Genomic DNA, 15,173 nt, shown 5'->3' with positions numbered 1-15,173 from the left:
CACATACCGAAAGGAAGATTGATATGAAGGTACGTCCTTCGGTCAAGAAAATGTGCGACAAGTGCAAGATCATCCGACGCCACGGCAAGATTTACGTGATCTGCGAAAATCCGCGTCATAAGCAGCGTCAGGGCTAGAGAAAGAGGAAGAAAGAATATGGCACGTCTTGTTGGTGTCGACCTCCCTCGCGATAAGCGCATTGAAGTCGGCTTGACCTACATCTACGGCATTGGCGCTACGACCGCCAAGAAGATCCTCGCCGAGACCGGCGTCGATCCCGACATCCGCGTTCGCGACATCTCCGAAGAAGATCTTTCCAAGATCCGCGACTACATCAACGAAAACCTCACGGTGGAAGGCGACCTCCATCGCGAAGTCAACCAGAACATCAAGCGCCTTATGGAAATCGGTTGCTACCGTGGCCTGCGTCATCGCAAGGGCCTGCCCGTTCGCGGTCAGCGCACCCACACGAACGCTCGTACCCGCAAGGGTCCGCGCAAGCAAATCGGCGGCAAGAAGAAGTAGGGGTAACCAGTGGCTCAGAAGAAAAACGTGCGCACCCGCATCAAGCGTTCCGAGCGTAAGAACGTCACGACCGGTGCCGCGCACATCAAGTCTACGTTCAACAACACCATCGTGAGCATCACCGACTCTCAGGGCAACGTGATTTCCTGGCAGTCCGCCGGCACCGTGGGTTTCAAGGGCTCCCGTAAGTCCACCCCCTTCGCCGCGCAGATGGCCGCCGAAGCAGCCGCCAAGACCGCTATGGAGCATGGCCTGAAGAAGGTTTCCGTGTTCGTCAAGGGTCCCGGCTCCGGCCGCGAAACCGCTATCCGCTCGCTGCAGGCTGCCGGCCTGGAAGTTTCGAGCATCCAGGATTGCACGCCCATCCCGCACAACGGTTGCCGTCCGGCCAAGCGTCGTCGCGTTTAACTGAAAGGATTTTGAATTATGGCAGTGAACAGGACTCCGGTTCTGAAGCGTTGCAGGCAGCTCGGCATTGACCCTGTCGTCCTCGGTTATTCCGGCAAGGAATCCAAGCGCCAGCCGAACCGCCGCCGCAAGGAAAGCGAATACGGCATGCAGCTTCGCGAGAAGCAGAAGGCCAAGTTCATCTACGGCGTGCAGGAAAAGCAGTTCCGCGGCTACTTCCGCCGCGCCAAGAGCATGCCCGGCATCACCGGTGAAAACCTCATGGCTATCCTCGAATCCCGTCTGGACAGCATCGTCTTCCGTCTGGGCTTCGCTCGCACCCGCAAGGAAGCCCGTCAGACCGTCACGCACGGCCACATCACGGTGAACGGCAAGCGCGTCGACATCCCGTCCTACCGCGTGCGTCCCGGCGACCTGATCGCCGTGGCTCCCAAGGCCAAGGACCTGCTCGTCATCAAGAGCGCCCTCGTGAGCAACGAGCGCGTGCAGGTTCCCGCGTGGCTCGAAGTCGACATCGAAAAGCTGCAGGGCAGCGTGCTCTCTCTTCCGACCCGCGATCAGATCGACTTGGACATCAACGAACAGCTGATCGTCGAACTTTACTCCAAGTAGAACATCTCGCGGCTTTTTAGGAGGCTTACAACATATGACAGAGTTCATGAGGCCTACGATTACCACGGAAGAAATCAGCGATACCGCTTCTCGCTTTACCGTCGAGCCGCTCGAGCGCGGTTACGGCTACACGCTGGGCAACTCTCTGCGCCGCGTGCTGCTCAACTCGCTCGACGGCGCCGCCGCGACCGCCATCCAGATCGATGGCGTGCAGCACGAGTTCACCACGGCTGAAGGTGTCATCGAAGACATCACCGACATCGTCCTCAACGTGAAGGGCCTCGTGTTCAGCACGTTCATCGACGATGCCACCGAAGCCACCGCGCACGTGTCGGTCGAAGGCCCCTGCACGGTGACCGGCGCCGACCTGGAAGTTCCGACCGAGTTCACCCTGGTGAATCCCGAGCACGTCATCGCCACCGTCGCCGACGGCGGCCAGCTCGATATGACGATCCGCATCGGTGTGGGTCGCGGCTACGTCGTCGCCGACCGCAACAAGCGCACCGAGGACCCGATCGGCATCATCCACGTCGATTCGCTGTTCTCGCCCGTGCGCCGCTGCGCGATCAACGTGTCGAACACCCGTGTGGGCCAGAGCACCGATTACGACAAGCTCGAGCTCGAGGTTGAAACGAACGGCGCCATCACGCCCGTCGACGCGGTGTGCCAGGCGGCCAACATCATCAACCAGTACATGGGTGCGTTCCTCGCCCTCAACGAAACGGAAGAAGAGGAAGGCGAAGAAGCGCCGGCCTCGATTTTCGCTCCCGAAGGCGAAGAGACCAACGCCGAGCTCGACAAGCAGATCGAGGACCTCGACCTTTCGGTCCGTTCCTACAACTGCTTGAAGCGCGCGGGCATCCATTCGGTGCGTCAGCTGGTCGAGTACTCGGAAAACGATCTGCTCAACATCAGGAACTTCGGTGCGAAGTCCATTGAAGAAGTGAAAGACAAGCTCATTTCCATGGGCCTCAACTTGAAGCAATAGGAGAAACCAATGAGACACTACAAGAAAGGTCGTAAGCTCGGTACCGACGCCGCGCATACCAAGGCCATGAAGAAGAGCCTGGTTGCCGCGCTGTTCACCAACGACCGCATCAAGACGGTCGAGGCTCGCGCCAAGGAAATTCGCCCCGATGTCGATCGCATCATCACCTGGGCGAAGAAGGGCGACCTGCATTCTCGCCGTCTGGCCATCGCCAAGCTGGGTGACAAGGAACTCGTCCGCGAGATCTTCGAGAAGGTCGCTCAGGGTCAGTTCGCCGACCGTCAGGGCGGCTACACCCGCATCATGAAGCTCGGCAACCGCAAGGGCGACAACGCTTCCATCGTCATCATGGAGCTCGTCACCGAACCGGTGCAGAAGAAGGCCAAGAAGGAAGCTGCTCCCGTCAAGGAAGAAGCTCCCAAGGCCGAAGAGGCTGTGGAAGAGGCCGCTGAAGGCGCTGCTGAGGAAGCTGCCGAAGCTGCCGACGACGCCAAGGTCGAAGAGGCTGCCGAAGCCGAAAAGAAGGCCGAGTAGGCCGGAAGCGCTTGCGCTTGCTTTTTGAAACGGAGGTCGTGCATGCGGCCTCCGTTTTTTGTATTTCATCGGGGATGCTAAAGAGCGCGTCCCCGCAACGGCCGAAAGGAGCGCGGCGTGGCGCTGAACGCTGCGGCATACGTACCGGGAACAACCCGCGTCCATCGCGCCGACCCGCGCGCCAAGGTGGTTCTGCTCTTCGTGTACTCGCTCGCTCTCTTTTGGGTGAGCTCCTGGCCGGGAATGGCTCTGTTCGCGGGGGAGGCATGCCTGGTGTGGGCGGCAGCCCGCATACCCGTGCGCCCGGCCCTGCGGCAAACGGTTGCCGTGCAGATTCTGGTGGCCTTTACCCTTGTGGCTAACGCGTGCGCTCCCGCGGGCTTCACGCTGGCGGGGCTGGATCGGGGCTGCTTTTTCGGCGCCCGCATCGTCGTGCTCGTGATGGCGTCCTTCTGTCTTACGGTGACGACCTCGTCGACGGCGCTTTCGCAAGCGCTTGAAGACCTCCTGTCTCCCCTGGCACGTCTGCGGGTGCCTGTGCGCGACGTCGCTGCCGTCGTTTCGGTGGCCCTTCGCTTCATTCCCCAGATCCTCGACGAGTATTACGCCTCCCGCGAAGCGCTCGAAGCCCGTGGCGCTCGTTTCGCAGGGGGAGGGGTACGCGCGGCGGTGCGGGCGTGGCAGTCCCTTTTCATCGGCTTGTTCATCCGTTTGTTCAGACGGGCTGCTACGCTTGCCACCGCCTTGGAAGTCCGCTGCTACGGGGCGGTTCCCATGCCCACGCGATTGCATCCGCTTCCGGCTGCGCCCTTTCAATGGGCGGCGGCTCTTGCTTGCGTCGCGGCTCTGATAGCGGTCGCCGCTCTTCTGTGAACGGGTGGGACAACGGGGACGGAGGGTGTCGTCCCATGTGGGACGACACCCTCCGTCCCCGTTGTCCCAGGACACACCGTCGGGGTTGTGTGCCAAAGAATGCCAATCTCTTGGGGAGCTCGGTTTCCGCCCCCCCCATTTTCTCCTGTATGAGGGACCTTAAGGCGTTTATCTGGGGTGATTTTCGCGCTGATTTTGCGACACATGTCCAAGTCTGCCTAAAAATTACCTCAATCGCCGAAGGTTGACCGACACATATGACAGTTAAATGTGAAGGGATGGTAAAATAATCACGTAACCCTTGACGGCGCGGCCGATACGTGATTTTCGCAATCGTTGCCGCGTGGAGCCGTTGGTGAGCGTTCCGGCGCGAAAGTCGTCCATCGCGACGGGGGGGGAATGCGCTGACCGCTCGCTTACACGGCCTGCAAGGTTGTGAAGCTGGTGGGCGCTCGCGCGCCCATGCGAGAAAGGGGCGTGCAGATGAAAGGCGAAATTCACCTCTTGCTTACGCGGTCGCTGAGAGGAGGGGCGGCTGTTCTCTTCGCGCTGTTCGCACTCCTTGCGTGCGCGTGGCTGCTGCCGACGGCAGCTTACGCCGCCGAAGAAGCTTCCCAGCCCGCTGTGGGCAAAACCCTTACCGCGAACGGGGACGGTACCTACAACCTCACCCTTTCGGTCGCGGGCCGTTCGAGCTCGTCGCAAGAGAATTCGAACGCCAACGTCGTCATCATCTTCGATACTTCGGGGTCAATGGACGAGGCGGCGTACACCAAGCAATACCTCCCTGTGAACGACTACAACACGCAGAACCGGTACGGTTTGGTCGATGGCGCCTACGTGCCGCTCACCTACAGCTATCGGACGGGCGCGTTTTATGTGAGCGGCACCCTGCAACGCTATGACGGCCAGCGCTATCGCCTTGTGCAGCAACAGCAGGGCACGCGCATGTCGAACGCCAAGGCGGCGACCAACGCGCTCATCGAAAGCCTTCTTTCCAACAACACCGCGGACCACCCCGATGCGGTCGAAATCTCGATGGTCAATTTCTCGAGCACGGTCAACAGCGTGACCGACTGGACCACCAACGAGTACGCCCTCGTCACGCAGGTTGACGGTTACCGCGCCAGCGGGGGCACCAACTGGGAGGCCGCCCTTTCGCGCGCGAAGGCCCTGGCAGACACCAAGGCCCAGGCCCAACCCGATGAAGCCACCTACGTCGTCTTCGTATCCGACGGCAACCCCACCTTCCGCAACAGCCGCCTGGGCGGTAACGATTGGAACGACACCTACGGCGTGTGGGGCACGGGCAACTCCGACCCCAACGGCCGCAACTTCGACGCTGCCAAAGCTATGGCAGACGAAATCGTCGGTGCTGGCTACCAGCTCTATACGGTGAACGCCTTCGGCGACGCCGAAAACATGCAGAACCTGGGCGGCACCTACCAGAGCGCCGAAGATCCCGCCGCGCTCACGGCGGCCTTCAACGAAATCGTCAACCGCATCACCAACGCGGTCGTCTTCTCGAACGTGAAGGTGACCGATGCCCTTACCGAACTCACGTCGACGGCCCTGAACGCCGACCCTGCGTCTTTCACCTATACCAAGGACGGGACGGCCTGGCCCGATGCTCCCGCTGCAACCTACGCAGACGGTCGGGTCTCCTGGGACCTTTCGCGTGCAGGACAGCTCGAGCACAACGTGATCTATGCGGTGTCGTTCCGCGTGTGGCCCAGCCAGGAAGCGCTTGACCTTCGGGCCGAGCTTGCGGGCGGGCTGAAATCCTACGACAACCTCACCGCCGACCAGAGGGCGCAGATCGTCAAGATCGCCGACGGCTGGGGTCTGGCGACCAATACGCCTACGGGCAACGACGTGACCTACGACCAGGTATTCACGCGGACCTCGAAGAACGCTCCGGTGGATGACGATCCTCAGACCGAGGGCATCCAGAACGACGGCTATACCTTCACCCAGGCAGCCGACGGCACGTGGGTGGGCACCAAGATCGTGACGGGGACCGTAGCTTTGTCCAATCCCGACCCGCTGCCGCTTGCGAGCGCGCAGCTTCCCGTAGAAAAGCTCTGGAAGAACGACGTCGACACCCGTGCGGCTTCGGAAGTGACGCTGGACGTCACGCGCGACGGGCTCTCTTACACGAGCGTGAACCTTGACGACGCCAATTCCTACAAGGAGACTGCGACCGTCTCTGCGGGCCTTATGGCGGTGACCGCCGACGGCAGCTACGAGGTGCTCGAAGCCGGGCATGATTATACGGTTGTCGAACCGGCCGGTTTCGACGGCGGAGCATGGGAGTTCCGCGCGGAGGTTGTGCGTCCCATGATCGTGAACGGCACGCCCACCATGCTGGTCAAAACCGGTCAGGAAACGGGTTCCTACAAGATCGGCGATAGCTGGTATCAGACGGGCGCAGCCGGCGCATCGCTTGAGGCTCAGAACGTGCGCCGTTCGAGCCTGAGCTTGGCAAAGCTCGTCGATGACCGCACGGGCGGGGCGGCTCCGACGGATGTCGCCTTCTCTTACGCGATTGAGTTCAAGAGCCCCGAAGGCGCCGGCATCGTGTTTTCCGTGCGCGATGCCAACGGCCAGCCTGCGACGGTTGAAACGAGCGCAAAAGACAACGGCGACGGAACCTACGCGATCGAAAGCGGTTCCCCATTCGTCTTGAAGCTGAAGGCCAACTGGACCGTGGTCTTCGAGAGCTTGGCAAGGGGCACCGAATTCTCGATCGTGGAAACCGGTATGCCCGAAGGCTTCAGCTTCGAGAAGATGGAAGCCACCAATGGGACGCCGACGAACGCGACCGATGTTCAGCAGGGCCTGAAGGGCACGATCGGTGCGGCCGATACGGCCTACGCGATCGCGAGCGTGAATAGCTTCGACAGCGTGACGCTTTCGGGCGATACGGCTCTGAAAGTCACCAAAGAGGTAACGGGTCGCCCGGCGACCGAAGCCTTCGGCTTCGAGCTTGCCGCAGGCGATGACGCTACGGCTGTGGCCGTGAAAGCGGGTACGGTGACGATGGGCGCCACGACTGCTGCGACCGGCGACAAGATGGTCGACGGCGAAAAGCAGACGCTGAACTTTGGCGACGTCACCTTCTACCGGGAAGGCACCTACACCTTCACGGTGCACGAGACCAACGCGCAGGCACCTGCCGGTTGGACCTACGATACGGGCAACAAGACCATCACGGTCACCGTTGCCAAGGACAACGGCAAGCTGAAGGCGACCGTCGAGGGCAACAACCCCACGGTGACCAACGCCTATGCGGTGAAGCCCACCACGGCGCAGATCGAGGTGCGCAAGGACCTGGTGGCCCCCGACGGCGAAACGCCGCCCGACGTCACGGGCAAGTTCACCTTCACTTTGCAGGCGGTTGACGGGGCTCCTATGCCCGAGGACGTTGACGATCAGGGCGTCGCGAGGGTGACGTCGCCGAAGGCCGGCGACTCCACGACGTTCGGTGCCATCGAATACACCAAGCCCGGCGTCTACACCTACCTGATGAACGAAACGGGTTCGGTGGAGGGCGTCACCAACGACCCCAACGTCAACAAGCGCATCACCGTCGATGTGACCGATAAGGGCGACGGCACCCTGTCGGCGGTCGTCAACGGCGGCGAGACCATCGTCTTCACCAATTCCTACGACGAGGCCGCCGTCGTGATTCCCGTGACCAAGGTGCTTGAGGTGCCCAAAGGCTTTGCCGGCCCCCAGAGCATCAAGGGCGCATACGCCTTCACGTTCGAGGCGTCATCGGCCGGTGCTCCTCTGCCTGCGGATGCCGTCGGCGGCAAGGTCGTGAAGACCAACCCGGCCGACAACGGCGGCACCGAGCTCTTCGGACCGATTGTGTTCAAGAGCGAGGGAACCTACCGCTACAAGGTGACCGAGTCCGGCACGGTTGCCGGCGTGACCAACGACGCCGCTGCCGAAAAGATCGTGACGGTAACGGTTGCGAAGGATAACGACGGCAAGCTTGCGGCCTCCTGGGAAGTGGCCGACGGTACTAACGCGGCTGCTGACCCCAATCAAGCCGTGCGCTTCACGAACACATACAACAGCATCACGCCCGTCGAGGTGACCATTCCGATTGCCAAGACGGTACGGGCCGCTGACGATGCGGTAGTGCCTGCGTGGGAGTACACCTTCACGCTGGCCAACGCCGACGGCGTCACGGTCGACACCCAGACCATCGCGGGCGACCGCAACGCGCGTTCGGGCCAGGGCGCTTTCAAGGGGCTCAGCTTCGATGCGCCCGGCACCTACACCTACAAGGTGACTGAATCGGGCACCGTGGCCGGCATCACCACCGATCCCACGCCGGTGATCGTGACGATCGAGGTCGTCGATGCGGGCGATGGCACGCTTACGGCGACGACCAATGCCAACCAGGGCGCAACGGCTGCCTTCTGGAACGACTACGAGACCACGCAGCTCGATGTGGCCAAGCAGTGGGCGGGCGACGACGAGCTCACGGAGCTGCGCCCCGACCACGTGACCTTCCGCCTGCTTGAAGACGGCGTCTTCAAGGGCAAGGCCATAGCGCTTACGTCCGACACAGGCTGGGCGGGCAGCTTCTTCAACCTGCCGGTCTACAGCGATTCCGCCAAGCAGCATACGATCGGCTACACGATCGAAGAAGAGCCGGTCGCCGGCTACACGGGCAGCTACGACGCTAAGGTCGACGTGGGCAAGATCACCAACACGATCGATACGGGCAGCCTGAAGCTGACCAAGAAGGTGACCGCCGCCGACGGTCTGACGGCGCCCGATGCGACGTTCTCCTTCACGATTACGCTCGACAAGAAGATCTCCGGCGTCTTCAGCGGCACGGCGTTCGTCGACGGCGTGGCCACGGTTGACTTGCGCGGCGGCGAGTCCCGGACGTTCGAAGGCCTGCCGGCGGGTGCGAGCTACACGGTGACCGAGAACCCGGTGGATGGCTTCAGGGCCACGGCAGAGGGTGATACGGGCACGATCGAGAAGGGCGAAACGGCCACGGCCGTCTTCACCAATAACTATGCGGTAACGCCTGCCACAGCCACGATCTTCGCGGCCAAGAACCTGGTGGTGCCGCCCGGCCTTGCCGGCCCGGCTGCCGATAAGGTGAAGGGCGCCTTCACGTTCACGCTCGCCGCGGTCGATGGCGCGCCCCTGCCCAAGGGCGGCACGACCGTCACCAATACCGACGGCGCGGCGACGCCCGTCGCCTTCGGTGAGATTTCCTACACCAAGCCCGGCACCTACACCTACCACGTGACCGAAGCGGGCGCTCTTGACGGCGTGACCAACGAAGCTGTCGAAAAAACCGTCACGGTGACGGTAACCGACAACCATGACGGCACGCTTACGGCTGTGAGCTCCGCTCCCGAAGCCGCTCCGGTGGTCTTCACCAACACCTACGCCGCGAAAGGCACCTTCGCCGAAGCCCTGATCAAGAAGACGGTCGAGGCTACGGGCGACGCCTGGGCGGGCGAGAGCGGCAAGACCTTCGCCTTCGCCATCGAGGCCGGCGCCAACGACGCCGGCGTGGCAACGCCCCTGCCCGAGAAGGCCACCGCCGAAGCGACCTTCACCAAGGCCGGCTCCGCGACCATCGACTTCGGAAAGCTGACGTTTACCGCGACCGGCACCTATCACTACACGGTGCGCGAGACGACTGCCTCGGGGGACGGCTGGACCTGCGACAACAGCGACCATGACATTACGATCAAAGTGACCGACAAGGGCGACGGCACGCTCGAGGCTGCGGTTGACGGCGGCGTTGCCACGATCACCAACACCTATGCGGCCGATGCCACGACGGCTACCATTGCGGTTGCCAAGAACCTGGTGGTGCCTGCGGGCTTTGACGGCCCGGCTGCCGATAAGGTGAAGGGCGCCTTCACGTTCACGCTCGCCGCGAAGGACGGCGCGCCCCTGCCCGCCGACGGCACGACCGTCACCAATCCCGATGGTACGGGCACGGCGGCAACCTTCGGCGCAATCGCGTTCACCGCTCCGGGCACCTATACCTACACGGTTGCCGAATCCGGCTCCCTCGCCGGCGTGACCAACGACGCCGCTGCAGAAAAGACGGTGACGGTGACGGTGACCGACAATGGTACGGGCGGCCTCGTTGCGGAAAGCTCTGCCACGACCGACAATCCGGTCGTCTTCACCAACACCTACGCCGCGGATCCCGTTGAAACCACGGGCCTTATCAAGGTGCAGAAGCAGCTGACGGGCCGCGATTGGATGAGCGGTGACGCCTTCGCCTTCGCGCTCGCCGCGAAGGACGGCGCGCCCCTGCCCGCCGAAACCACGGTGACGGCGACGGGTCCCGATGCGGTTGCCTTCGGCGCCATCACCTACACCAAGCCGGGTGCCTATTCCTACACGGTGAGCGAGCAGGCGGGGATCATTCCAGGCGTCGCCTATAACGAACACGCACAGACCGTTACGGTGCTCGTGACCGACAATGCGGAAGGCAAGCTGGTTGCCCAGGTGGCCTACGGTACCGATGCCGATGCGGCGGTGTTCGAAAACACCTACACGCCGGCGACAACCACGGCGGCCTTCTCCTTCACCAAGGTGCTGAACAACGCTGACATCGCGGACGGCGTCTTCAACTTCGAGCTTTCTGCCAAGGACGGCGCGCCGCTGCCGGCAACGACCAACGCGGTCAACGACGCACGCGGCACGGTTGCCTTCGGTGCCATCACCTACACCAAGCCCGGCACCTACGTCTACACGGTGAAGGAAACCGCCGACGCCAGCCTGCCCTACACCTACGATACGCAGGTGAAGACGGTGACGGTGAACGTGGTCGATAACCCGGCAACGGGCACGCTCGAGGCTACGGTGTCCTACCCGGACGGCACGACCTTCACCAACACCTACACGGCCACGTCGGGCGAGACCGTCATCGAAGCGGCCAAGCTCGTCAACGGCCAGGCGCCTGAAGCGAGCGGTCTGTTCACCTTCACGATCACCGCCCAGGACGGCGGCGCCCTGCCGGCGCAGACCACGGTGACCAACGAGGGCGGCGTGGTGGCCTTCGGGCCGATCGTCTACGACGCGAGCATCTTCGCGGGCGCGGCGACCGAAGCGACGCCGGCCGATGCTGCGGCGACCAACGCGACTGCCGCGGATGCCGCGACTACCGACGAGAGGGCGGCCGGTGCTTCCGACGCCGCTGCGACGTCGGGCGCGGATGATGCCGCTGCCAAGAAGGAAACGACAGCTGGCAAAGACGTGGCGTCCAAGCCGGCGGCCACCGAGAGCGAGAGCTCTTCGGCCGATGCGGCGGGCGCCGATGACGAAGCGGCTGCCAAGGCCGGCGCCGCCGACAAGGCAAACGCTAACAAGGACGCCGACGACTCCGCAGCGTCTTCCGACGAAGGCGCGGCTGCAGCCAAGGATGCCAAGGCTTCGCTTCTCGCTGAAACTGCCGATGCGGCCGAAGGTGATGCGTCTGCTCCCGCGGCTCCCGTGCAGGTGGGTCCCGACGGCAAGCGCTACGTGGACTACCACTATACGATCGTCGAAGCCAAGGGCAATGCGGCCGGTTACGCCTACGACCCCGAAGCCAAGGTGGTGACGGTGCACGTGGTCGATAACGGCGACGGCACGCTCACGGCCACCCAGACCGGTACGGCGCCCGTCTTCAACAACACCTACGCGGCGGAAGGCACGGTTGCCATCACGGCCACCAAGGTGGTGGAAGGCCCCACGCAGCTGGGGAACCGCCAGTTCGAGTTCGGCCTGTTCGAGGGCGACACGCAGGTGGCGACGGCCTTCAACGACGCGAGCGGCACGGTGACCTTCAACGTCGACTACAAGCTTGCGGCGGTGGGCGACCACCTCTACACCATTCGCGAGATCGGCCCCGATGCGACCGGCTTCACGATGGACGGGTCGGCCAAGACGGTGCGCGTGACCGTAACCGATACGGGTGCGGGCACGCTCGAGGCGGCGGTGACCGAAGGCGCCGGTGCGACCTTCACCAATATCTACAAGCCCTACCCGACGGTGGCGACGATTACGGCCACGAAGGTGCTTGAAGGAGCCGACCTGACCGAGGGCGCTTTCGCCTTCCAGTTGGCCGACGAGAGCGGAGCCGTCCTGCAGACGGTGGCCAACGCTGCCGACGGCACGGTGGCCTTCGTGGTGCCCCTCGCCGAAACGGGAACCTTCACCTACACGGTGACCGAAGTCAATGCCGGCCAGGAAGGCATGGCCTACAGCGATGCAGCGCTGACCTACACGGTGACGGTGAAAGACGCGGGCGGTATGCTCGAAGCGTCGGTGACGGCGCCCGATGAGGCGGTCTTCACCAACGTCTACACGGCCCCGCCGGCCGATGAGGAGCCGCCGACTGAAGAGCCACCTGTTCCCACCGTTCCGGCTGACACTCCCGCAACCCCGACCGCAGGTCCCCACGCCCCCACGCCTGCGACCGGCGGCCCTGCGGCTACGACCCCGACCACGGGCGATGAGGCCCTGCCCTTTGCGGCAGGGGCCGCGGCACTCGCGCTAGCGGGTGCGGTCCTCGCGGCTATCGCACGCAAGAAGGGTAAGAACGGCAACAAGTAGCCGCAGAACGCAAGGGCCCGCTGGTTCGTCCAGCGGGCCCTTCGCGTGTGGGACGACGGGTGTGGGACGACGGGGACGGAGGGTGTCGTCCCATGTGGGACGACACCCTCCGTCCCCGTCGTCCCACACGAATCTAAAGCGCGGCCGTGAGCTGGTCGAGTGCGCGCGCAAGCACCGACCGCGGGCAGGCGATGTTGAAGCGGATGAAGCCCCGACCTGCCTCGCCGAACACGTAGCCCATGTCGAGCCAGAGTTTTGCCTTGCCTTCGACCAGTTCGGTAAGACCGGCGTCATCGAGGCCGAGCGCGCGGCAATCGACCCAGACCAAGTAGGTGGATTCCAGGGGCACCACGGCAAGCTGGGGTGCCCGGCGGGCCAAGAAATCGACCATGAACCGGTAATTGCCGTCGAGGTAGGCCTTCAGTTCCTCGAGCCACTCTTCGCCCTGCTCGTAGGCGGCGCGGGTGGCCACCAGTCCCAGGCAGTTGGGCTGGCTGTAGCCGGCCTGGGCCACGGCTGCGTCGAACCGCTCCTTCAGCTGCGGATTGGGAATAAAGATGTTCGAGGCCTGCAGGCCCGCCAGGTTGAAGGACTTGGTCGCGGCCGTGCATACGAGGCAGTTGTCGCGGAAAGCGGCACCCAACGTGGCGTAGACGGTGTGCGCAAAGCCGGGGCGGGCGAAGTCGGCGTGAATCTCGTCGGACACCACGAGCACCCCGTGCGCGTTGCAGATGGTTCCCAGGCGGCGCAGCTCGTCGGCCGACCATACGCGGCCCGCCGGGTTGTGGGGGTTGCAGAGTAGGAAGATCTTGGGGCGCCTTTCGGCGACGGTGCGTTCGAAGGCGTCGAAGTCGATCGCGTAGGTGTGGGCGCTGGCGTCGTAGGCGAGCGGCGCTTCCACGAGCCTGCGGCCGTTGTCTTCCACCACTTCCGAAAAGGGGTAATAGACGGGCGGCTGGATGAGGACCGCGTCGCCGGGGGCGGAAAAGGCGCGCACGGCCTGGGCCAGGGCAAACACGACGCCGGGCGTTACGGTGAGCCAGCTCGCTTCGGGCCAGAAGTCATAGCGGCGCCCGAACCAGCCGCGCAGGGCGGCCACGTAAGCGTCGTCTGGCTCGGTGTAGCCGAAAATTCCCTGGTCGGCGCGGTCTTTGATCGCCTGCACCACGGCGGGCGCGGTAGGAAAGTCCATGTCGGCAACCCAGAGGGGCAGCAGGTCGGGTGACTTGCCGCGGCGCGCAGCGCAGTCGTACTTCAGCGAGCCGGTGCCGTGCCGGTCGATGACAGCGTCGAAATCGTAGCGGCCCATCTAGCAGCCCTCCAGCGCCTGGGCAAAATCGGCGATCAGGTCGTCGGGGTCTTCCAGGCCCACCGAAATGCGCAGCATGCAGGCGTCGATGCCCTTGGCCTGGCGCTCCTCTTCCGAAAGGTCGGCGTGGGTCTGCACGGCGGGGTAGGTTATCAGGGTTTCGGTGCCGCCCAGGCTTTCGGCGAACACGGCCACCTTCACGCTTGCGAGCACGTGGCGCGCCGCTTCGGGCGTGTCGGTGCCGAAGGTGATCATGCCGCCGAACCCGCTGCCCTGGCGCAGGCAGAGGTCGTGGCCGGGGTGGTCGGCCAGGCCGGGATAGTTCACGTAGGCCACGTGCGGGGCCGTGCGCAGCCAGCCGGCCAGGGCGAGCGCGTTGCTCTGGTGGCGCTCCATGCGCAGCGGCAGAGTCTTCAGGCCGCGCGTGACCATCCAGGCATCGAAGCTCGAAAGGGTGGCGCCGGTGGTCATCGAAAGATAGCGCAGCTTTTCCGAAAGGTCGGGCCGCGCGCTCACCAGAAAGCCGGCGAGCACGTCGTTGTGGCCGTTGAGGTACTTGGTGCCGCTGTGCACGACCACGTCGGCGCCAAGCTTCAGGGGGTTTTGGAAGTAGGGCGTGAGGAAGGTGTTGTCCACCGCGAGCAGGGCGCCCGCCTTGTGGGCCTCTGCGGCGAGGGCGGCGATGTCGGACACGGCCATCGTGGGGTTGGTCGGGGTTTCCACGAACAGGCAGGCCGCCCCGCCGGCAAGGGCGGCGCGCGTGGCGTCAAGGTCGGACGTGTCGACGGCGTCGATCGTGTAGCCGTTCTTGCGCGACACGGCGTCGAACAGGCGGATCGTACCGCCGTAGAGGTCCCAGGAGGTCACGATGCGGTCGCCGGGGGCGAACAGCTCGAACAGGCAGGCGATCGCCGCCATGCCCGAAGAAAAGGCCACGCAGGAATCGCCGCCCTCGAGCGAGCAGACGGTGTCTTCCAGGACTTCGCGCGTGGGGGTCTGGCAGCGGGCGTAATCGTAGCCGTTCGAGATGTGGCCACCTTCGATCTTCGAACCGGCATGGTCGAAGGCGGTGGACAGGTAGAGGGGTTCGACGACGGAATGGGCCGGGTCGGCGAAATGCGCGCGGTGGTGGATGCAGCGCGTGGCGAAGCCCAGGTTTGCCTCCTCGGCGGTTTCGGCGACGGTGTTTCGTGCGGAGCCGGTGCTACATCCCATGGCGTGTCCTTTCGATTGGTTGGCTGAATGAAAGAATACGGCCCCTTCGGGCGCGCCGATTATTCCGAATCCCGTAGGGCGGTTCTCGCTTTGGCCGATATCGCG

Annotated in this window: 10 protein-coding genes; 8 read left to right on the top strand and 2 right to left on the bottom strand. The window is 63.9% G+C overall.

All coding sequences use genetic code 11. The features are described 5' to 3' along the window. Positions 1 to 23 precede the first annotated feature (23 nt). From rpmJ to BN3270_RS02040, 8 genes are all read left to right on the top strand, one after another. A complete protein-coding gene (gene rpmJ / locus BN3270_RS02075; protein ID WP_058985540.1) occupies positions 24 to 137 on the top strand; it encodes a 50S ribosomal protein L36 in 114 nt (37 codons plus the stop codon). A 19-nt stretch (positions 138 to 156) separates the two neighbouring features. Continuing rightward, entirely contained in the window at positions 157 to 525 is a 369-nt protein-coding gene (gene rpsM, locus BN3270_RS02070) for a 30S ribosomal protein S13 (protein ID WP_058985539.1), read from the top strand. Positions 526 to 534: 9 nt separating this feature from the next. Beyond that, complete coding sequence (gene rpsK, locus BN3270_RS02065) at positions 535 to 933, top strand: 30S ribosomal protein S11 (RefSeq protein ID WP_058985538.1); 399 nt, start codon at positions 535 to 537, stop codon at positions 931 to 933. Positions 934 to 951: 18 nt separating this feature from the next. After that, complete coding sequence (gene rpsD, locus BN3270_RS02060; protein WP_058985537.1) at positions 952 to 1,545, top strand: 30S ribosomal protein S4; 594 nt, start codon at positions 952 to 954, stop codon at positions 1,543 to 1,545. Positions 1,546 to 1,579: 34 nt separating this feature from the next. Further along, on the top strand, positions 1,580 to 2,533 hold the full coding sequence (locus tag BN3270_RS02055; RefSeq protein WP_058985536.1) for a DNA-directed RNA polymerase subunit alpha: 954 nt from the start codon (positions 1,580 to 1,582) through the stop codon (positions 2,531 to 2,533). Positions 2,534 to 2,542: 9 nt separating this feature from the next. Next, complete coding sequence (rplQ, locus tag BN3270_RS02050) at positions 2,543 to 3,067, top strand: 50S ribosomal protein L17 (RefSeq protein WP_058985535.1); 525 nt, start codon at positions 2,543 to 2,545, stop codon at positions 3,065 to 3,067. Positions 3,068 to 3,184: 117 nt separating this feature from the next. Continuing rightward, positions 3,185 to 3,940, top strand: a complete 756-nt coding sequence (locus tag BN3270_RS02045; RefSeq protein WP_058985534.1) for an energy-coupling factor transporter transmembrane component T family protein — start codon at positions 3,185 to 3,187, stop codon at positions 3,938 to 3,940. 483 nt (positions 3,941 to 4,423) lie between these two features. Continuing rightward, entirely contained in the window at positions 4,424 to 12,544 is an 8,121-nt protein-coding gene (locus BN3270_RS02040) for a Spy0128 family protein (RefSeq protein WP_058985533.1), read from the top strand. A 133-nt stretch (positions 12,545 to 12,677) separates the two neighbouring features. Here BN3270_RS02040 and BN3270_RS02035 read toward each other — a convergent pair whose 3' ends face one another. Next, positions 12,678 to 13,853, bottom strand: coding sequence for a MalY/PatB family protein (locus tag BN3270_RS02035; protein WP_058985532.1), 1,176 nt, complete (start codon positions 13,851 to 13,853; stop codon positions 12,678 to 12,680). After that, on the bottom strand, positions 13,854 to 15,068 hold the full coding sequence (locus BN3270_RS02030; RefSeq protein ID WP_082673279.1) for a trans-sulfuration enzyme family protein: 1,215 nt from the start codon (positions 15,066 to 15,068) through the stop codon (positions 13,854 to 13,856). It lies immediately after the preceding gene. Positions 15,069 to 15,173: the final 105 nt, after the last annotated feature.

It is taken from the genome of Hugonella massiliensis (genome assembly GCA_001486445.1).
GTDB lineage: Bacteria > Actinomycetota > Coriobacteriia > Coriobacteriales > Eggerthellaceae > Hugonella > Hugonella massiliensis.
The sequence above is the reverse complement of the archived record's forward strand: the minus strand, read 5'-3'. Positions and strand labels throughout refer to the sequence as shown.

What these genes read in the sequence shown, in the direction of transcription:
- BN3270_RS02055 (WP_058985536.1), top strand. Translation starts at nt 1,580, where the DNA reads ATGACAGAGTTCATGAGGCCTACGATTACCACGGAAGAAATCAGCGAT.
- rpsM (WP_058985539.1), top strand. Translation starts at nt 157, where the DNA reads ATGGCACGTCTTGTTGGTGTCGACCTCCCTCGCGATAAGCGCATTGAA.
- rplQ (WP_058985535.1), top strand. Translation starts at nt 2,543, where the DNA reads ATGAGACACTACAAGAAAGGTCGTAAGCTCGGTACCGACGCCGCGCAT.
- rpsD (WP_058985537.1), top strand. Translation starts at nt 952, where the DNA reads ATGGCAGTGAACAGGACTCCGGTTCTGAAGCGTTGCAGGCAGCTCGGC.
- BN3270_RS02030 (WP_082673279.1), bottom strand. Translation starts at nt 15,068, where the DNA reads ATGGGATGTAGCACCGGCTCCGCACGAAACACCGTCGCCGAAACCGCC.
- rpmJ (WP_058985540.1), top strand. Translation starts at nt 24, where the DNA reads ATGAAGGTACGTCCTTCGGTCAAGAAAATGTGCGACAAGTGCAAGATC.
- BN3270_RS02040 (WP_058985533.1), top strand. Translation starts at nt 4,424, where the DNA reads ATGAAAGGCGAAATTCACCTCTTGCTTACGCGGTCGCTGAGAGGAGGG.
- BN3270_RS02035 (WP_058985532.1), bottom strand. Translation starts at nt 13,853, where the DNA reads ATGGGCCGCTACGATTTCGACGCTGTCATCGACCGGCACGGCACCGGC.